The 18,747-nt window shown below is 45.4% G+C and carries 17 protein-coding genes; 13 read left to right on the plus strand and 4 right to left on the minus strand.

Features of this window, described 5'->3' with window-relative positions:
• Positions 1-65: 65 nt before the first annotated feature.
• The 4 genes from argC to argH all read left to right on the plus strand — a co-directional run bounded on the left by argC (position 66) and on the right by argH (position 5,342).
• On the plus strand, positions 66-1,070 hold the full coding sequence (gene argC / locus GVO60_RS17190; protein WP_159656213.1) for an N-acetyl-gamma-glutamyl-phosphate reductase: 1,005 nt from the start codon (positions 66-68) through the stop codon (positions 1,068-1,070).
• A gap of 36 nt (positions 1,071-1,106) precedes the next feature.
• Positions 1,107-1,901 carry an acetylglutamate kinase gene (argB, locus tag GVO60_RS17195; RefSeq protein ID WP_159656215.1) on the plus strand — a complete coding sequence of 265 codons (795 nt, stop codon included), beginning with the start codon at positions 1,107-1,109 and terminating at the stop codon, positions 1,899-1,901.
• Positions 1,902-2,006: 105 nt separating this feature from the next.
• Positions 2,007-3,221 carry an argininosuccinate synthase gene (locus GVO60_RS17200; protein WP_159656217.1) on the plus strand — a complete coding sequence of 405 codons (1,215 nt, stop codon included), beginning with the start codon at positions 2,007-2,009 and terminating at the stop codon, positions 3,219-3,221.
• 246 nt (positions 3,222-3,467) lie between these two features.
• A complete protein-coding gene (argH, locus tag GVO60_RS17205; protein WP_159656219.1) occupies positions 3,468-5,342 on the plus strand; it encodes an argininosuccinate lyase in 1,875 nt (624 codons plus the stop codon).
• A gap of 197 nt (positions 5,343-5,539) precedes the next feature.
• Here argH and GVO60_RS17210 read toward each other — a convergent pair whose 3' ends face one another.
• Complete coding sequence (locus tag GVO60_RS17210) at positions 5,540-5,797, minus strand: DUF3624 domain-containing protein (RefSeq protein ID WP_159656221.1); 258 nt, start codon at positions 5,795-5,797, stop codon at positions 5,540-5,542.
• A gap of 65 nt (positions 5,798-5,862) precedes the next feature.
• Between GVO60_RS17210 and GVO60_RS17215 the strand changes: the two genes are divergently transcribed.
• Entirely contained in the window at positions 5,863-6,225 is a 363-nt protein-coding gene (locus GVO60_RS17215) for a RidA family protein (RefSeq protein WP_159656223.1), read from the plus strand.
• A gap of 104 nt (positions 6,226-6,329) precedes the next feature.
• On the opposite strand, the gene GVO60_RS17220 is transcribed toward GVO60_RS17215, so the two are convergent.
• Complete coding sequence (locus GVO60_RS17220) at positions 6,330-7,802, minus strand: dihydrolipoyl dehydrogenase (protein ID WP_159656225.1); 1,473 nt, start codon at positions 7,800-7,802, stop codon at positions 6,330-6,332.
• Between the two features lie 188 nt (positions 7,803-7,990).
• Positions 7,991-8,719 (minus strand): redoxin family protein, encoded by a 729-nt coding sequence (locus GVO60_RS17225; protein ID WP_159656227.1) that lies wholly within the window; start codon positions 8,717-8,719, stop codon positions 7,991-7,993.
• Positions 8,720-8,889: 170 nt separating this feature from the next.
• Between GVO60_RS17225 and oxyR the strand changes: the two genes are divergently transcribed.
• Positions 8,890-9,774 carry a DNA-binding transcriptional regulator OxyR gene (oxyR, locus tag GVO60_RS17230; RefSeq protein ID WP_159656229.1) on the plus strand — a complete coding sequence of 295 codons (885 nt, stop codon included), beginning with the start codon at positions 8,890-8,892 and terminating at the stop codon, positions 9,772-9,774.
• A 70-nt stretch (positions 9,775-9,844) separates the two neighbouring features.
• On the opposite strand, the gene GVO60_RS17235 is transcribed toward oxyR, so the two are convergent.
• Positions 9,845-12,376: a penicillin-binding protein 1A gene (locus GVO60_RS17235; protein WP_159656231.1), complete on the minus strand. Its 2,532-nt coding sequence runs from the start codon at positions 12,374-12,376 to the stop codon at positions 9,845-9,847.
• A 136-nt stretch (positions 12,377-12,512) separates the two neighbouring features.
• Here GVO60_RS17235 and pilM point away from each other — a divergent pair, with 136 nt between their 5' ends.
• From pilM to aroB, 7 genes are all read left to right on the plus strand, one after another.
• Entirely contained in the window at positions 12,513-13,508 is a 996-nt protein-coding gene (pilM, locus tag GVO60_RS17240; protein WP_159656233.1) for a type IV pilus assembly protein PilM, read from the plus strand.
• Positions 13,498-14,085 (plus strand): PilN domain-containing protein, encoded by a 588-nt coding sequence (locus tag GVO60_RS17245; protein WP_159656235.1) that lies wholly within the window; start codon positions 13,498-13,500, stop codon positions 14,083-14,085. The genes pilM and GVO60_RS17245 overlap by 11 nt, the downstream gene beginning before the upstream one ends.
• A complete protein-coding gene (locus GVO60_RS17250) occupies positions 14,078-14,668 on the plus strand; it encodes a type IV pilus inner membrane component PilO (RefSeq protein WP_159656237.1) in 591 nt (196 codons plus the stop codon). Before GVO60_RS17245 ends, GVO60_RS17250 begins: the two co-directional genes overlap by 8 nt.
• Entirely contained in the window at positions 14,658-15,170 is a 513-nt protein-coding gene (locus tag GVO60_RS17255; RefSeq protein ID WP_159656239.1) for a pilus assembly protein PilP, read from the plus strand. Before GVO60_RS17250 ends, GVO60_RS17255 begins: the two co-directional genes overlap by 11 nt.
• Positions 15,171-15,183: 13 nt before the next feature.
• Positions 15,184-16,896: a type IV pilus secretin PilQ gene (locus GVO60_RS17260; RefSeq protein ID WP_159656241.1), complete on the plus strand. Its 1,713-nt coding sequence runs from the start codon at positions 15,184-15,186 to the stop codon at positions 16,894-16,896.
• A 176-nt stretch (positions 16,897-17,072) separates the two neighbouring features.
• Positions 17,073-17,591, plus strand: coding sequence for a shikimate kinase AroK (gene aroK, locus GVO60_RS17265; RefSeq protein WP_159656243.1), 519 nt, complete (start codon positions 17,073-17,075; stop codon positions 17,589-17,591).
• A gap of 25 nt (positions 17,592-17,616) precedes the next feature.
• Positions 17,617-18,705 carry a 3-dehydroquinate synthase gene (aroB, locus tag GVO60_RS17270; protein ID WP_159656245.1) on the plus strand — a complete coding sequence of 363 codons (1,089 nt, stop codon included), beginning with the start codon at positions 17,617-17,619 and terminating at the stop codon, positions 18,703-18,705.
• Positions 18,706-18,747: the final 42 nt, after the last annotated feature.

Here is an 18,747-nt window from a genome sequence, read left to right on the forward strand (position 1 = left end):
GCGATGTTTTTGTAAATTTGTAGTCACTCTTTGAGCGGCTGATTTAAAAGAAAATGGATGTCGAAATGCTTAAAACCACAATCATTGGCGCAAGCGGTTATACCGGAGCTGAACTCGCACTAATGGTGCACAAACACCCAGAGCTTACGCTAACAGGTTTATATGTATCCGCCAATAGTGTTGATGCGGGTAAAAGCATTTCTGATTTGCACCGTAAGCTAAAAGGAATAATTGACGAGCCTGTTCAACCACTTAAGGATGTTGAACAGGTAGCGAAGGCTGCTGATGTGATTTTTTTAGCCACTGCTCATGAGGTGAGTCATGACTTAGCTGCTCAGTTTTTAGAGCAAGGGTGTCAGGTCTTTGATCTCTCTGGTGCTTTCAGAGTGAAGAAAGAAGGTTTCTACACGGAGTTTTACGGTTTTGAGCATAAATATGAAGCTTTACTAGATAACTCTTCATACGGCTTAGCGGAGTGGAATGCATCTGAAATAAAGCAAAGCCAACTTGTAGCGGTTCCTGGCTGTTACCCAACGGCATCGCAATTGGCAATTAAGCCTTTACTAGCAGCCAAGCTTTTAGATACGACCCAATGGCCTGTGATTAACGCGACCAGTGGTGTTTCTGGCGCCGGAAGAAAGGCGTCGATGACTAACAGTTTTTGCGAAGTAAGCATGCAGCCATATGGTGTGTTTAATCATCGTCATCAGCCAGAAATTGCCAGTCATCTCGGCTGTGATGTCATCTTTACGCCACACCTAGGTAACTTTAAGCGTGGCATTCTGGCGACGATTACCATGAAGCTAGCCTCAGGTGTAACAGAACAACAAGTCTCAGCGGCTTTTGAATCGGTTTATCAAGATAAGCCTGCTGTGCGCCTATTAGAGTCGGTCTTGCCATCGATTCAAAATGTAGAGAATACACCTTTCTGCGATATTGGCTGGAAGGTTCAAGGTGAGCACATCATCGTAGTGTCTGCGATTGATAACTTACTTAAAGGAGCATCAAGTCAAGCGATGCAATGTTTAAACATCCACTACGGATTTCCAGAGTTAACTGCCCTTGTTTAAACAAGCGTGTTTAAGTGAAGAGGTAAGGGAAAAGTAATGACAGATAACAAACAAACTCCATTAGTGATCAAATTAGGCGGTGCCGCACTGTCTTGTACTGAGACTCTTAGCCAGGTCTTTAGCGCAATTGCTAACTACCAAAAGCAAGCTCAGCGACGAATTGTGATCGTCCACGGAGGAGGTTATCTGGTGGACGATCTAATGGCTCAACTTCAACTGAAAACAGTGAAGAAGGATGGCCTACGTGTGACCCCTTACGAGCAGATCCCTGTGATTGCGGGGGCGTTAGCTGGAACGGCGAACAAAATGTTGCAAGGTCAAGCAATCAAAGATGGTTTGAATGCTGTCGGTCTTAGCTTAGCGGATGGCGGCTTATGCCAAGTTGAAGAACTAGACCCAGAGTTAGGCGCGGTGGGCAAAGCAACGCCAGGTAACTCTGAAGTTCTGCAAGCTATCTTAGCGGCTGACGCGCTGCCAATCATTAGCTCAATCGGTTTAACCGCGCAAGGGCAATTGATGAACGTCAATGCAGACCAAGCAGCAGTAGCGGTAGCGGGTGCTTTAGATGCGGAATTGGTGCTGTTATCAGACGTGAGTGGCGTGTTAGACGGCAAAGGACATCTGATTAAAAGCCTTAATGAGCAAGAAGCGAAAAGCCTGATCCAAGGCCACGTCATCACTGACGGAATGATTGTCAAGGTAAATGCGGCACTTGAAGCAGCCAATGACCTAGGTCGACCAATTGAAGTGGCGACATGGCGTTACCCAGACAAGCTGGTGGAGTTGTTCGCAGGTAAAAGCATTGGAACCCAGTTCCTACCAAAGCAGTAATAAAGAATTGATTGTGATGCACTGAGCATCACGATAGACGGAATAACTAGGATGTAACCCGTAGCACTGACCGCCAAGCGCAGCGCCGGGATTTGGAGAAAGAAAATGAGCAAAGTTCAAGTAAATAAAGTAGTTGTCGCATACTCTGGCGGTCTAGATACATCAGTAATCATTCCATGGTTAAAAGAAAACTATGATTGTGAAGTAGTGGCATTCGTTGCTGATGTTGGCCAAGGTGAAGAAGAACTAGAAGGTATTGAGGCAAAAGCGAAAGCGTCTGGTGCATCTGAATGTTACATCGCTGACCTTAAAGAAGAGATGGTGGCAGATTACATCTACCCAACGCTGAAAACAGGTGCTTACTACGAAGGCAAATACCTGCTAGGTACGTCAATGGCACGTCCTATCATTGCCAAAGCACAGGTTGAAGTAGCGCGTAAAGTGGGGGCTGATGCTCTTTGTCATGGTTGTACAGGTAAAGGTAATGACCAAGTACGTTTCGAAGGTGCTTTTGCGGCTCTAGCACCAGACCTACATGTGATTGCGCCATGGCGTGAGTGGGATCTAGTGAGTCGTGAAGAGTGTCTAGATTACCTTGCTGAGCGTAACATTCCATGTACCGCTTCACTAACTAAGATCTACTCGCGTGATGCAAACGCATGGCACATTTCAACGGAAGGTGGCGTGCTAGAAGATACTTGGAATGCACCTAATGAAGATTGCTGGGCTTGGACGGTTGATCCAGAACAAGCTCCAAATGAAGCGGAAACCGTCACTCTGCAAGTAGAGAAAGGTGAAGTGGTTGGTGTTGATGGTGAAGCAATGACACCATACAACGCGCTAGTGTACCTGAACGAGAAAGGCGCTAAGCACGGTATTGGCCGTATCGATATCGTAGAAAACCGTTTGGTTGGTATGAAGTCTCGTGGTTGTTACGAAACTCCGGGTGGTACCATCATGATGGAAGCACTACGTGCAGTAGAGCAACTAGTATTGGATAAAACAGCCTTTGAGTTCCGTGAAGAGCTTGGCGTAAAAGCATCTCACCTAGTTTATGATGGTCGTTGGTTTACGCCACTATGTAAATCTATCTTGGCGGCTTCAGAGGAGCTGGCTCAAGATGTGAATGGTGAAGTTGTGGTTAAGCTTTATAAGGGCCAAGCTACTGTGACGCAAAAACGCTCAGAAAACAGTTTGTACTGTGAACAGTTTGCGACCTTCGGTGAAGATGAAGTGTATGATCAAAGCCATGCAGAAGGCTTTATCCGTCTTTACTCACTATCAAGCCGTATCCGTGCATTAAACAGTCAGAAAAAGTAATCACTTTATTCTATGAATTCAAAAGCCCACTTGCTTGCAGGTGGGCTTTCTTGTTATTGGAGCAAAGAATCTTGATTGATAAAATCCCGCTGAATAAATATGTAAAAATAGTGAATTAATACTTTATTTTTGTTCTGTTTTGCCGTAAGTTTGAACCATCATAAAATACTGAATTCAATTCAGAGTCAATCAAAGCAATATAGCTACTAGCATGTTTAGTGAGCACAGGTAATCAGGAGATACGCAATGGCATTATGGGGCGGAAGATTTACCCAAGCGGCAGATACGAGATTCAAAGATTTTAACGACTCATTGCGCTTCGATTACCGATTGGCTGAACAAGATATTGTTGGCTCGATTGCTTGGTCAAAGGCTCTGTTGTCTGTTGATGTCCTCAATGAAGAAGAGCAGCAGAAACTTGAGTTGGCACTTAATGAACTCAAGCTCGAAGTAATGGAAGATCCACATCAGATCCTTCGTTCTGATGCCGAAGATATCCACTCATGGGTTGAACAGCAGTTGATCAGTAAGGTCGGCGACTTAGGCAAAAAGCTCCATACTGGCCGTTCTCGTAACGACCAAGTCGCAACCGACTTAAAGCTTTGGTGTCGTCAGCAAGGCCAACAACTATTGATGGCGTTAGATCGTCTGCAATCTCAAATGGTCTCTGTGGCTAAAGTTCACCAAAATACGGTGCTGCCGGGCTACACGCACTTACAACGTGCTCAGCCTGTGACTTTTGCTCACTGGTGTTTAGCTTATGTTGAGATGTTTGAGCGTGATTATTCTCGCCTTAGTGATGCGATTGAGCGTTTGGATACATGCCCATTGGGTTCGGGCGCATTAGCCGGTACCGCTTATCCAATCGATCGTGAAAATTTGGCGCACAATTTAGGTTTTCGTCGTGCGACGCGTAACTCACTTGATTCCGTATCGGATCGTGACCATGTGATGGAGCTGATGTCAGTCGCTTCAATCTCAATGTTGCACCTATCACGTCTTGCTGAAGATATGATCTTTTATAACTCTGGTGAGTCTAATTTTATTGAGTTAGCGGATACGGTTACTTCTGGCTCTTCATTGATGCCACAGAAAAAGAACCCAGATGCTCTAGAGCTTATCCGTGGTAAGACGGGTCGTGTATATGGTTCACTTGCCGGTATGATGATGACGGTAAAAGCGTTGCCGCTTGCGTACAACAAAGATATGCAAGAAGACAAAGAAGGCCTGTTCGACGCGCTAGATACTTGGAACGATTGCATGGAAATGGCTGCGCTTTGCTTTGATGGTATCAAAGTGAATGAAGAGCGTACGCTAGAAGCCGCGAAACAAGGTTACGCAAATGCGACAGAGCTTGCGGATTACTTAGTTGCTAAAGGCATTCCATTCCGTGAAGCGCACCATATCGTGGGTGTTGCGGTTGTCGGGGCGATTGCCAAAGGTTGTGCATTAGAAGAGCTATCTATTGAAGAACTGAAAGAGTTCTCTGAAGTGATTGAAGCGGATGTTTATGACATCTTGACTATTGAATCTTGTCTTGAGAAACGTAGCGCGCTGGGTGGTGTATCACCGAAGCAAGTGGCGCATGCCGTAGAGCAAGCCGAATCGCGTTTGACCATTCGTGATACCTCAGCGGTCAATGTGCGTCCGGCTCGTTTGACTGACATTGAAGCTCTAGAAGGAATGGTGACTTACTGGGCGAATATGGGCGAAAACTTACCTCGTTCGCGTAATGAACTTGTGCGTGATATTGGCTCTTTCGCGGTGGCGGAACATCATGGAGAAGTGACGGGCTGCGCCTCGCTGTACGTGTATGACTCAGGGTTGGCAGAAGTGCGTTCGTTAGGGGTTGAAGCTGGTTGGCAAGGACAGGGACAAGGTAGTGCGATAGTACAGTACTTAGTTGAAAAAGCGCGTCAGATGGCGATCAAAAAAGTGTTTGTACTAACCCGTACTCCAGAGTTCTTTATGAAGCAAAGTTTCTTACCGACTTCTAAATCACTCTTGCCTGAGAAAGTGTTAAAAGATTGCGAACAGTGTCCTCGACAGCACGCTTGTGATGAAGTCGCTCTAGAAGTAAATCTGGTTGAGAAATCAATTGCACGAGCGAATGTTGCATAAGTGATTGACTTGCAAGGTGTTCAAAAAAAGATCAAAAAAGATCGTTATAATTTGGGAACCTTTTAGAAAAAGCCCGGTCTATTAAAGTACCACTGCTTTTTCTTAGAAGAATCTAGGAGAGCCCCAGAACCGACATTGGTTCTGGGGCTTTTTTTCTTTCTGGCACAGCGTTATGTATTGGCTCGTCTAGTATCGAATTACTCTTCTTTACCATTACGTTTACGCCACGGCAAAACGACAAACTTCATCCATAGGTGGAGAAACAGCAAGCCGTTGAAGGCAAACCCAGCCATGATCAGTGCGATGGACTCAATACTCTGTGGGTTATCACGAAAGGCAAACCACCAAATGATCCAACACACCACCGAGAGCACGGTCAATTGATCCATACATCGTTGGCAGCGTCCTATTTTTTTCCAAAACCAATTCGATTTTTCACAGCTATTACATGTCATGTGGTGGCTTATTTTGTAACATACCCAGTACTAGAATATCTTAACCGACCCGGAAAGTGAGAAAAATGATAGAACGACAGCAAACAAAACAACGTATGAGCCGTATTGTTAAGCACAACGGAGTGATCTACTTATGTGGTCAGGTGTGTGCCGATGCAACTAAAGACATTACTGAGCAGACACAAACCATGCTAGATAAAGTGGAAGAACTTTTATTGGAAGCGGGCAGTGATAAAGAGCATATGTTGTCAGCGACTATCTATCTTAAAGATATGAAAGATTTCCAAGCGATGAATGCAGTGTGGGATGCTTGGGTGCCTGAAGGTCACGCGCCAGCAAGAGCATGTGTTACTGGTGACATGGCTCGTGAAGCGTTATTGGTTGAGATCTCGGTGATTGCCGCAGAGAAGAACAGCAGCTGTTGCTAAGTGTTCAAGTAACACCGGAGGTTCCAGATATCTCGCTCCAAAAGAAAAAGGAAAGCCCAGGGCTTTCCTTTTTAGTATTTAAACTTTGCTTTAGTGAACGGAAATTAACAACCTGGGCCGCAATCTAGGCAATGTTTCACCATTTCTGGGCCAAGGTGCAGCTTCGCATTTAGATCGCGTAGCGCAGTACGAACGCCTTCTTCAATGACAGGGTGGTAGAAAGGCATATCCAGCATTTCAGACACGGTCATTTTGTTCTGATGTGCCCAAGCCAATAAGTGGGCTAAATGCTCCGCGTTTGGCCCCATCATTTCTGCGCCTAAGAAGCGACCCGTACCTTGCTCACCGTAGACATGCAAAATACCTTTGTTACGCAGCATCACGCGAGAGCGTCCTTGGTTTTCAAATGAAACTTCTCCTGTTGCAAAACAGCCGCAGTTACCCAAACGTGTCGTTAACTGTTTGTAAGTTTCACCAACCATCGCGATTTGTGGATCAGAGAAAACGGCAGAAATAACCGAGCGACGAAGGCCTGCGCGAATATCTGGGAATCGACCTGCATTGTCACCTGCGATACGCGCTTGATCCGCTGCTTCATGCAGTAGTGGGATCTGGTTGCTTGCATCACCCGCGATAAAAATATTCTCAACCGACGTTTGCAGCGTGTAGTACTCGGCTGTTGGAACGCCGCGTTCATCCAACTCAAGCGTTGTATTCTCAAGACCCAGTTTATCGACATTAGGGCGACGGCCTGTTGCAGACAGCACATAATCCACAATAAACGTTTCTAATTCGCCATCATGGTTGATGAACTGAATCTCGACCTGATCGCTCTCACCTTCTTTCTGTGAAGGGATGCGTTTCATGCTCTCTACCTTGACGTCAGCATCTAGGTAGAACTCTTCTTTGAATGCTTTATCTGCGTAAGCCATGACTTCTGGGTCAGTCAGTGGACCGACTTGACCACCAAGACCAAACAGTTTCACTTTTACACCTAGGCGATGCAGCGCCTGACCAAGTTCTAAACCAATTACACCTGGGCCAAAAACGGCAACAGATTCTGGCAGGTCATCCCAGTCAAACACATCATCGTTGATGACTAGGCGATCGCCTAATTCATTCCAAACACCAGGATAAGCTGGGCGAGAACCTGTTGCGATAACAATGCGTTTAGCGCGGATTTGTGTGTGGTCATCGACTATCAAGGTGTTGTTATCGATGAATTTTGCGTAACCAGATACTTTGTCTTGAGCCGGTATTTCATCAACGCCTTCCAACACGAAGCCTACGAAACGGTCACGCTCGCGTTTAACTCGGTCCATTACTTCACGGCCATTAATGACAATCTCACCTTGAGGGTGAATACCGAAACCAGGTGCTTTTTCAATTTGATGTACGCTTTCTGCTGCAGCTATGAGTAGCTTTGACGGCATACAACCAACACGGGCACATGTTGTGCCATATGGACCACCTTCAATCATCACAACGTTGTCTGTGTGAGCTTTTGCTGCGCGATAAGCGCCTAGACCTGCAGTACCACCACCGATAATGGCAACATCGACATTTAACTGTTTCATAATGGGTTCTCGCTTATTTTCGCCAAGTAAGCAGAGGGTGCAAAGCTTGGATAAGTGAATTTAGTATCAATCTAGATAAGTGGTGAGACTGTTTAGAGATCACTACTTATCTAGACTCTAGTCAGAAGTGTTTAAAGTGCCCCCCGGGTCACGAAGACACCGGGAGACTGAGGGTTGGGTTTAGATATTTAGCCTAGGTAAGCTTCTAGCTCTTCGCTACCACCGATGTGCTTACCACCGATGAAGACTTGAGGAACCGTTGCTCGACCAGTTACCGCTCGTAGGCTGACGGTTGTCGCATCTTTACCTAAAATCACTTCTTCATATTGAAGACCGTGGTCAATCAGATTTTGTTTCGCCTTCATACAGAAAGGGCAACCTGGTTTAGTAAATACCGTGATTGATTCTTGTGTTTTGTAGTTAGGTGCTACGTGAGCAAGCATAGTGTCAGCGTCTGATACTTTGAACGGGTCGCCTGGTTCATTTGGTTCGATGAACATTTTTTCTACTACGCCGTCTTTCACTAGCATGCTGTAGCGCCATGAACGCTTACCAAAACCGATGTCATTTTTGTCGACTAGCATACCCATGCCATCAGTGAATTCACCGTTACCATCTGGAATGAACGTGATGTTTTCTGCTTCTTGGTCTGCTTTCCATGCGTTCATTACAAATGTGTCGTTAACCGATACACATAGAATTTCATCTACACCGTGCTCTTTAAAGACAGGGAATAGCTCGTTGTAACGAGGTAGGTGGCTTGACGAACACGTTGGTGTAAACGCACCAGGTAAGCTGAATACAAGAACGGTTTTGCCTTTAAAAATCTCATCTGTAGTGATATTCACCCACGCATCACCTTGGCGAGTTGGGAAAGTAACCTGTGGAACGCTTTGACCTTCTTTCGATACGAACATATTAGTTTCCTATTTGATTTTGCTAAATTTTGTGTTGAGTCTTATCAGTACTCTGACTGTGCTCTGTTTCGATGAAGCTATTATTAAAGAAATCCTTTGATAGCTCTAATCGTTTGATGCTATGGTTTTGATAGATTATTTCTATCTACATGGTGGGGAGATAACCAGCAATGAATATTCGAGACTTTGAGTACTTAGTCGCTTTGGCTGAACACAATCATTTCCGTAAAGCGGCGGAAGCGTGCTTTGTGAGTCAGCCGACACTCAGTGGTCAAATCCGTAAACTTGAAGATGAGCTTGGTACAGCGCTTTTAGAGCGTAGTAGCCGCCGAGTCCTTTTTACAGATGCCGGCTTACAATTGGTCGACCAAGCAAAACGTATTTTGACGGAAGTGAAGACGTTTAAAGATATGGCAAGTGGTCAAGCAGGGGAGATGGTTGGTCCGATGCATATTGGATTTATCCCCACAGTGGGTCCTTACCTACTGCCGAAAATTGTACCTATGCTTAAAGAGCAGTTTCCTGAGCTAGAGTTGTACCTGCATGAAGCGCAGACTCACCAACTGGTAAGACAGTTAGAAGATGGCAAGCTGGATTGCTTGGTGCTGGCTTCTGTGGCTGAAACTGCGCCTTTCAAAGAGATTGAAGTGTACAACGAAGCGTTGAGTGTTGCGGTGCCGTGCGATCACGAATGGGCAGCTCTGGATGAAATAGATATGCTGGAGCTAAATGGTCGTACCGTGCTGGCATTAGGGGATGGCCATTGTTTACGTGATCAAGCGTTAGGTTTCTGTTTTGCTGCGGGCGCGAAAGATGATGAACGCTTTAAGGCGACGAGTTTAGAGACATTACGCAATATGGTCGCCGCTGGAGCAGGGATTACCTTGTTACCAGAACTATCGCTGCCAAAAGAAAAACAGAAAGATGGCGTTTGTTATCTACGCGCCTGTAACCCTGTACCTTCACGCAGTATTGTATTGGCGTATCGTCCTGGGTCTCCTTTGCGTTCTCGCTTTGAGCATCTTGCCGCTGCCATTCAACAACGTTTGCAGTAAAGCCATTAAATTGAAGTAGATAAAGAAAGGGGCCGATGTTTTCACATCGGCCCCTTTTTGATTTTATCCGTTAGAATAAATCTTCACTACCATCTTCCGAGGTGTAGATGCTATCAATGCTTTCGTTGCTCACGTATTCCGTTGGCTCTGTGCCTTCCTCAAAGTATTCAAACATAGAGGTTGAATCAAACTTATTGGTTAGTAGGCCAGTATCGCGGTCAATACGAACTCGAACGATACCTGGTGGAATCACTTTGGCCTGCGGCATGGTATCTTTAAGTGCGTCATGCATGAAGTCTACCCACGCTGGCTGAGCCGTTTTAGCTCCGGCTTCTGCCCCTGAGGTTTGACCGTTACCTAAGTTGCTGTTTGGTGTTGTGCGGCCTAGCTTACGGTTGTGGTCATCAAAACCTACCCAAGCAACCGCGACCATACCAGGTGCGTAACCGTTATACCATGCGTCTTTGGAGTCGTTGGTTGTACCGGTTTTACCACCGATGTCACGACGCTCAAGCTTCTGCGCGCGCCAACCTGTGCCGTTCCAACCTGTTCCATCTCGCCAGTTACCACCACCCCAAATGTTGCTGTACATCATTTCACGAACTAGGAAAGCAGTCTGCTCAGAGATTACTTGAGGCGCATATTGAGGCTGATCGCTTGTTTCCGCCACTTCCACATCTTGCTCTTGGAACTCATTTTCTTCTGCGTTCACGACTGGCGTATCACAGCCTTTGCGACAGATGGTCTTTGGCGTTGCTTCAAACTCAACGTCACCAAATGGGCCCTCTACTTTGCTGATGTAGAAAGGTTCAACATAGTAACCGCCGTTAGCAAACACAGAGTAGCCTTGAGCCATTTTTATCGGCGTTAAGCTACCTGCACCCAGCGCGATGGTTTCTGAGCGTGGTAGTTGATCAATATTGAAACCAAAGCGAGTGAGGTACTCACGCGTCTCATCTAAGCCGACTTCACGTAGTACTCGAACAGCCATCACGTTTTTCGACTGAGCTAAGCCGATACGTAGGCGAGTTGGGCCGACATATGTAGGTGGCGAGTTCTTAGGACGCCATGCAGTGCCTTGGCTCTTGTCCCATTGATTGACTGGTGCGTCGTTGATAAGCGTTGCAAGTGTCAATCCTTTATCAATAGCGGCGGAGTAGATAAAAGGTTTGATACTTGAACCAACTTGACGAACGGATTGAGTGGCACGGTTAAACTTGTTGTGCACGAAGTTGAAGCCACCTACTAATGCTAATACCGCGCCGTTTTCAGGGTTCATAGCGGTGAATGCTGTATTGGCATTAGGCACTTGGCTTAGGTGCCATGCAAAGGTTGATTCCTCTTTTTCAATTGGAGTCTCAATTTGGCGTACCCAAACTTGCTCACCAACCGCAAGTACATCAGAGGCTTTTTTCGGTACTGCGCCTTGGCGATCGTCATTGCGGAACTTACGAGCCCACTTAATGCCATCCCAATTTAGTGTTTGTGTACCATTGCTTTTCACAACCACGGTTGCTTGCTTGCCTTCAACTTGGGTAACAACCGCAGGAATCAACTCGCCGTAAGTGGGTACTTTGCGTAGTGTTTTTTCAATCTGTTCTTGGTCAAAGGCCGGTTGGTCTTTTTTCCAAAGCACTTTCTCTGCGCCTCGGTAACCGTGACGTTCATCGTAAGCAATCAGATTGTTAATTGCAGATTTGTTCGCCGCTTCTTGCAGTTTTGAATCTACCGTTGTGTAGATGTTCATACCTGATGTGTAAGCGGCTTCTTGGCCATAGCGAGAGACCATCCATGCGCGAGCAAGCTCTGCCACATATGGCGCGTTTAATTCGATTTCTGCACCATGGTAGCGAGAGACAATTTCTTCATCGCGAGCTTGTTGATACTCTTCTTCAGTGATGTATTTCTCATCCAGCATACGCTTAAGAACCACATTACGACGGTGAGTGGCGCGCTCTAAAGAGTAGATTGGGTTCATAGTGGACGGTGCTTTTGGCATACCGGCCAGAGTTGCTTGTTCACTTAAGGTCAGATCTTGTAGGTCTTTACCAAAGTAAACGCGGGCAGCAGCGCCGAAACCATATGAACGGTAACCCAAGAAGATCTTGTTGACGTACAACTCCATGATCTCTTGTTTAGTCAGCAACTGCTCAATGTGAATCGCAATGAAGATCTCTTTGATTTTACGCATGATCTTCTTCTCATTAGAAAGGAAGAAGTTACGTGCTAGCTGCTGAGTAATAGTACTCGCGCCCTGTTTTGCCGAACCCGACATCGCTACTACGATAGCGGCGCGGGTAATACCAATCGGGTCAATACCAGGGTGATCGTAAAAGCGGCTATCTTCGGTTGCGATCAGCGCTTCAATCAAATGTTGCGGGATCTCATCGTAGCTAACAGGTATACGACGTTTTTCACCAAACTGAGAGATCAGTTTGCCGTCTTGGCTAAACACCTGCATTGGTGTTTGCAGCTCTACGTCTTTTAAAGTCGCTACATCTGGTAGCTCAGGTTTGACATATAAATAGAAGCCGAAAATTGTACCGACTCCAAGAATCATGCAAACCAGTGTGAAAATGAACAATCGCTTTATGAACTTCACCGGATAATTCCTGATTAATTAGGTTCACCATATGCAAACCCTTGTACTTTAAGCTAAAACCTTAGCTCGTTTGGTTAATGTGCGAACAAAATTGTTATTTACGCATACAGAGCAAAGCAACAGCATGGAGCAAAGCATGGGTAAATCTCTCGTTATTGGCGTTGATATCGGCCACCACAGTATTAAAGCGGTCGCCCTCAAGCCCTCAAAAGGCACATTGACGCTGGTTAGTTATCAAGAGTTGACTATCGAATCCGACATTTTCACTGATAACCACATGTTAAATTATCAGAAAATTGTAAAGAAACTCAAAGAACTAAGAAAGGGCTTACCGCTATTTAGTCGCAAAGTTGCGTTAGCGATACCAGACAACGCCGTAATAAGTAAGGTATTACAAATAGATAGCGAGTTAGATCAGCAAGAAAGAGAATTCGCTATCTTTCAGGCTTTCGCTCATCAATCTCCGTTTCCTATTGAAGAACTCAATCTTGATTTCGTTGAATTGGCTCAACCTAGCTCGAATCATACGATGGCAAGCTATCAAGTCTATGCCACTAAACGAGAAGTGGTGGATAGCCGAATTCAAGCTGTCACTAAGGCCGGCTATCAACCTATTTTGATGGATATGCAGGCACACAGCTTAGTGCAGATCTGGCAAATGGCATCAAGAGCCTACAATCGGTTTGATTGGTTGTTGGTGGATGTTGGGCTCAGCCAGTCATCAATTTGTATCGATCTGCAAGATAAGTCTCCTTTTTGTAAAGAGATTGCGCTTGGCACTCAGTTGATCGATACCGATGCGCAGTTCGAACATCTGATTCACGGTAGCGTTGAGCGCTATATTTTTGCTTTGGTTGAAAAGCTGCAGCGCAATCTGCAACTACTCGCTTCCGTTCATGGGGTCACTGCTGAAGGGATATGGCTATCGGGTGGCGGTGCTGCCACCCCTATGTTGGCTGAAGAGATCGCAAGACGGTTGAATCTCAAATGTGAACTGCTGAATCCTCTCACTCTTTTTGAAACTTCTAGTACCAAGAGTCGTGCTGACTTTTCAACTGGACACGCTTATACCACAGCTGCGGGGTTAGCTTTACGCGGTCTGGATTGGTTGGAGAATCATCATGCTGCATAGAATTAACCTACTGCCATGGCGTGAAGAGCTTCAAGCGCGGCATAAGCGTCGTTTTGTTTCTATTCTGGCTTTGGGAGCGGTGCTTGCGGTGGGAGCGCAGTGGATTGCGGCCAGTTACCTTCAACATCAAACCGATACTCAGCAAGCTAGAGCTCGTTATTTAGAAAGCTACATTGGCCAATTAGATAAGCGTATCAATGAGTTGAAACAAGTAGAGCAAGAACATCAGGCACTGCTGACTCGTCTTTCGGTGGTAGAGAACTTACAAACTGAGCGCAACAAAACCACTGACTTCATGAATGTGCTGCCAACTTTGGTTCCTGAAGGGGTCTATGTCGATAAAATAAAAATGAATGGACTGCATATTCAAATGTCAGGGATAAGTGATACCACATCTCGACTCGCCACCATGTTAGATAACCTTGAAAGCTCAGCCGATATTCGCCAAGTGGAGATGCACTCCATAGTTCATGATAAGCCTCGTTTTGGTAAGAAATTTCAAACTTTTAACGTGTCATTTTCTTTTGTTTCGACACGGCCTGAAGTGAGCAAGCAAGGAGGCAACCATCATGGCTAGCTATTCCGATTTGGATCTTGAAGATATTGCTGAATGGCCATTGATTCCTCAATTGGTGGTGACGGTTTTATTTATTGTGGTTATTCAAGCTGCGGGGTATTGGTTTTACCTCAAGCCGAAAGTGGAAAATCTCGAAAGACTCAAACAGCAAGAATCCGTGCTGAAGTCGACGGTCAGAATTAAAGCTAACAAGGTGGCAACCTTACCTAAATTACAGGCTCAGCTCGACGAACTATCCGAGCGATATGATTACTTGTCTCGCCAACTTCCCGTTCAAAAAGAGCTGGCGAGTATGTTGGCGTCGGTGAATGAAGAAGGGCTCAAAAACAGTTTGACATTTACCCGAATTGATTGGGGGCAAAAGCAGAATCAAGAGTTTCTCTATCGTTTGCCGCTCAACATAGAGCTGACAGGGGATTATCACAACATTGGTGATTTTAGCCAGGCCATTGCAGAGCTCCCTCGTATCATCAACTTCGATGATGTGGACTGGCAGCGAGTCAGTCAAGAGAGCAGTACTCTGCATTTTCGCGTCAGAGCTTATACCTACCAATTCAAACCAGAGGTGAAAGATGAAAACTAACCGATTGTTGGCTTTGGTTTCGTTTGTGCTAATGGGGTGTCAGGCCAACCAAGAGTCGTTGGATGAATTTGTTGCTCAAGTTGAGCGTAAAGCACGCCAGGATGTGGTTGACCTTGCGCCTGTGATTGACTTTCGTATCGCTAAGTATCAAGGGCATGAGCAGAGGGCGCCCTTTGTGTTACCTCAAGCCGCACTGGCTTTGAATCAACCATTGGCGAGCAAAGAGTGCTGGCAGCCAACCCCGCGAGCGCAGGGAGGGCAGTTAGAGAAGTACCCACTCAGTAAATTACGTTTGAAAGGGATGATGAGTCGCAGTGGCAAGGTATCTGGCTTGGTGCAAACTCCAAATGGCAAAGTAGTAAAAGTCAACGTTGGTCACTATATCGGCCAGCACAATGGCAAAGTGACAGAGGTCACCGCGAATTATTTAAAAATTAATGAAACCCTTCCTGATGGGCTGGGTTGTTGGAACAAACGCAACGTTAAGTTAGCGCTAAAGTAGGTGTCATAAAGAAATGAAAGGATTATCACACACGTTTTTCTCTATGTTTGCTGCTGCGCTCGTTGCGTTGAGTGGGCTCTATTCAGTAAACAGCACTGCACAAGAGGTAGATCAGCCAAACCAGTTAGAGAATGTTGATTTTCGAGTTGATGCGGCTCATAACGGCAAAATCGTCATTGAGTTCACGCAAGCGCAGATCATGGTGGACATTCAAAAGAGTGAAAAGGGGCTGAATATTGAGTTGCTAGATACGGATGTATCAGACGATAAGCTCTATTTGCTTGATGTTAAAGATTTCGCAACCAACATCTCAACCATTGAAGTGTTTCGTAAAGGTGAAAATGTGCAACTTCTGGCGACAGTTGAAGGCGAGTATCACTATGATTATCAACTGATGGGGAATTATCTCGAAGTGGTGATTGAAAAACCTTACCAAGAAGTCAGTGAGCCAGAAAGCACAATACTAGAGAAACAAGGCAAGAAGCTCTCGATCAACTTTCAAGATATTCCGGTGCGAAATGTTCTGCAGTTGATCGCCGATTACAACGATTTCAACCTCGTGGTTTCAGATTCGGTACAAGGTAACCTGACGCTAAGACTGGACGATGTGCCGTGGCAGCAAGTGCTCGATATTATTCTGCAAGTAAAGGGCTTGGATAAACGCATTGAAGGTAATGTCGTTCTGATTGCACCTAAAGCTGAACTTGATATGCGAGAGCAGCAAATATTGGAGAAATCCCGCTTGGAAGAGGAGTTGGGCGATCTGACTTCTGAGATCATTAAAGTCAAGTTTGCCAAAGCCTCAGAGATTGCCGATATGATTGGTGGTGATAGTTCGGTCAGTATGCTCTCTGAGCGGGGCTCTTTGACCATCGATGAACGCACCAATTCGCTACTTATCCGCGATTTGAAGAGTAATATTGATGTGATTCGAGAGATAATCGACACCTTAGACATTCCGGTAAAACAGGTTCAGATAGAGGCGCGAATTGTCAGTGTCAATGAAGGTAACTTAGATGAACTGGGTGTGCGCTGGGGTTTCACATCGACCAATGGTAACAATACGGTTGGGGGTTCAATCGAGAGTAACTTATTCCAAGCAGGCATGTTGGAAGGAGATACGTTGCCAGTGGATGACTTTTTGAACGTGAACTTGGCGGCGACTTCCACTAGCGCCTCTTCAATAGCGTTCCAAGTGGCTAAGCTAGGCTCCGATATGTTGCTCGATTTAGAGTTGTCTGCATTGCAACGCGAGTCCAAAGCGGAAGTGATTTCTAGCCCACGTTTGATTACTACCAATAAAAAGCCCGCTTACATTGAGCAAGGTACAGAAATCCCGTATCTAGAATCCTCTTCCAGTGGCGCAACCAGTGTGACGTTCAAGAAAGCGGTATTGAGTTTAAAAGTCACTCCACAAATTACGCCTGACAATCGCCTCGTTTTAGATTTGAGTGTCACTCAGGATAGACCGGGTGATGTAGTGAAAACGGGCACAGGAGAGGCGGTTGCCATCAACACTCAGCGCATTGGTACTCAAGTATTAGTGGATAATGGTGAAACAGTGGTGCTCGGAGGAATATTTCAACACAGCGTGACAGACACGGTTGATAAGGTGCCATTACTCGGAGATTTACCACTTTTAGGCGCGTTATTCCGACGTAGTTACCAACAAATGGGGAAAAGTGAACTGCTTATTTTCGTTACCCCGAAAGTTGTAATTGAGTAAGAAATGATAACTTTAAAAAAATAAATTTGCATTAGTGTCACCTTATCTAGATAATTTCGGGTCTTATCACGAATTATCTGTGAGGAATAGGTGCCACAAGCATTTCCATCGTTGGATTTTGTCCGACTCTTCTTGTGGCGATGTCATTGAATTAACGTTGTAAATTACTGCTAAACATGGCTGAGAAACGCAATATTTTCCTTGTTGGCCCTATGGGCGCCGGCAAAAGCACAATCGGTAGACACCTAGCTCAACAACTTCATATGGAGTTTGTTGATTCTGATACCGTTATTGAAGAACGCACTGGTGCAGATATCGCTTGGGTATTTGATGTAGAAGGCGAAGCAGGCTTCCGCGATCGCGAAGAAAAAGTGATTAACGACCTAACCGAAGAGCAAGGTATCGTACTTGCTACAGGTGGTGGTTCTATCATGAGCAAAGAAAATCGCAATCGCCTTTCTGCACGCGGTATCGTTGTGTATCTAGAAACTACGATTGAAAAGCAACTTGCTCGCACTAACCGCGACAAGAAGCGTCCACTATTACAAACTGATAATCCACGTAACGTGCTTGAGTCTTTATCTGAAGAACGTAACCCACTTTACGAAGAAATTGCGGATTACACAGTACGAACAGACGATCAAAGTGCAAAAGTGGTAGCCAACCAGATCGTAAAAATGCTAGAAGAACGTTAAGACTTTTAGCAATTGGAGAATACCCATGGAACGGATTACGGTCAGCTTAGATGAGCGTAGCTATCCAATCTCAATTGGTGCCGGATTATTTAATGATCCGGCCCACCTTTCTTTCTTAGCGTCAAAACAAAAAGTAGTTGTGATTTCTAACGTCACAGTTGCACCTCTTTACGCTGATAAAATCCTCTCTCTTCTAGAACAATTAGGCTGTGACGCCTCAGTTTTAGAACTGCCTGATGGCGAACAATACAAATCGCTAGACTCGTTCAACACCATTATGACTTACCTATTGGAAGGTAATTACGCTCGTGATGTGGTTGTGATTGCTCTTGGTGGTGGTGTGATTGGTGATTTAGTCGGCTTTTCTGCTGCGTGTTACCAGCGTGGTGTCGATTTTATTCAGATTCCAACTACGCTACTTTCTCAAGTTGATTCATCAGTTGGTGGTAAAACGGCCGTTAACCATAAGCTTGGAAAAAACATGATAGGTGCTTTCTATCAACCTAAAGCTGTGGTGATTGATACGGATTGCCTAAAGACGTTGCCGAAACGTGAGTTTGCCGCGGGCATCTCTGAAGTGATTAAATACGGCATCATCTACGATCAAGCTTTCTTTGTTTGGTTAGAAGAAAATCTAGATAAGCTGTATCAACTTGATGAGCAGGCACTAACTTACGCTATTGCACGTTGTTGTGAAATTAAGGCTGAAGTGGTTGCTCAGGACGAAAAAGAATCGGGCATTCGCGCCTTGCTGAATCTAGGCCATACCTTTGGCCATGCGATTGAAGCTGAGATGGGCTATGGTAACTGGCTTCACGGCGAAGCGGTGTCTTCAGGTACCGTGATGGCGGCAAAAACGGCTCAGTTGCAAGGCTTGATCAGTGAAGAGCAAGTTGAGCGAATAGTCTCTATACTGAAAAGAGCACAGCTACCTGTTCATACTCCGGAACAAATGACTTTCGCTGATTTTATGCGTCATATGATGCGTGATAAGAAAGTATTGGCCGGTGAGTTAAGACTGGTTCTGCCTACCAGTATTGGCACCGCTGAAGTGGTAAAGGGTGTACCTGAATCCGTTATTGAGCAAGCCATTGATTTTGGTCGCGATATTTAATCTTACCTTCATGTGATACCAACCTAGAAATTGGGTTTAAAA

Origin of the sequence: Vibrio atypicus (assembly GCF_009811315.1) — a bacterium.
GTDB classification, from domain to species: domain Bacteria; phylum Pseudomonadota; class Gammaproteobacteria; order Enterobacterales; family Vibrionaceae; genus Vibrio; species Vibrio atypicus.

What these genes read in the sequence shown, in the direction of transcription:
- argC (WP_159656213.1), top strand. Translation starts at nt 66, where the DNA reads ATGCTTAAAACCACAATCATTGGCGCAAGCGGTTATACCGGAGCTGAA.
- argB (WP_159656215.1), top strand. Translation starts at nt 1,107, where the DNA reads ATGACAGATAACAAACAAACTCCATTAGTGATCAAATTAGGCGGTGCC.
- GVO60_RS17200 (WP_159656217.1), top strand. Translation starts at nt 2,007, where the DNA reads ATGAGCAAAGTTCAAGTAAATAAAGTAGTTGTCGCATACTCTGGCGGT.
- argH (WP_159656219.1), top strand. Translation starts at nt 3,468, where the DNA reads ATGGCATTATGGGGCGGAAGATTTACCCAAGCGGCAGATACGAGATTC.
- GVO60_RS17210 (WP_159656221.1), bottom strand. Translation starts at nt 5,797, where the DNA reads ATGACATGTAATAGCTGTGAAAAATCGAATTGGTTTTGGAAAAAAATA.
- GVO60_RS17215 (WP_159656223.1), top strand. Translation starts at nt 5,863, where the DNA reads ATGATAGAACGACAGCAAACAAAACAACGTATGAGCCGTATTGTTAAG.
- GVO60_RS17220 (WP_159656225.1), bottom strand. Translation starts at nt 7,802, where the DNA reads ATGAAACAGTTAAATGTCGATGTTGCCATTATCGGTGGTGGTACTGCA.
- GVO60_RS17225 (WP_159656227.1), bottom strand. Translation starts at nt 8,719, where the DNA reads ATGTTCGTATCGAAAGAAGGTCAAAGCGTTCCACAGGTTACTTTCCCA.
- oxyR (WP_159656229.1), top strand. Translation starts at nt 8,890, where the DNA reads ATGAATATTCGAGACTTTGAGTACTTAGTCGCTTTGGCTGAACACAAT.
- pilM (WP_159656233.1), top strand. Translation starts at nt 12,513, where the DNA reads ATGGGTAAATCTCTCGTTATTGGCGTTGATATCGGCCACCACAGTATT.
- GVO60_RS17245 (WP_159656235.1), top strand. Translation starts at nt 13,498, where the DNA reads ATGCTGCATAGAATTAACCTACTGCCATGGCGTGAAGAGCTTCAAGCG.
- GVO60_RS17250 (WP_159656237.1), top strand. Translation starts at nt 14,078, where the DNA reads ATGGCTAGCTATTCCGATTTGGATCTTGAAGATATTGCTGAATGGCCA.
- GVO60_RS17255 (WP_159656239.1), top strand. Translation starts at nt 14,658, where the DNA reads ATGAAAACTAACCGATTGTTGGCTTTGGTTTCGTTTGTGCTAATGGGG.
- GVO60_RS17260 (WP_159656241.1), top strand. Translation starts at nt 15,184, where the DNA reads ATGAAAGGATTATCACACACGTTTTTCTCTATGTTTGCTGCTGCGCTC.
- aroK (WP_159656243.1), top strand. Translation starts at nt 17,073, where the DNA reads ATGGCTGAGAAACGCAATATTTTCCTTGTTGGCCCTATGGGCGCCGGC.
- aroB (WP_159656245.1), top strand. Translation starts at nt 17,617, where the DNA reads ATGGAACGGATTACGGTCAGCTTAGATGAGCGTAGCTATCCAATCTCA.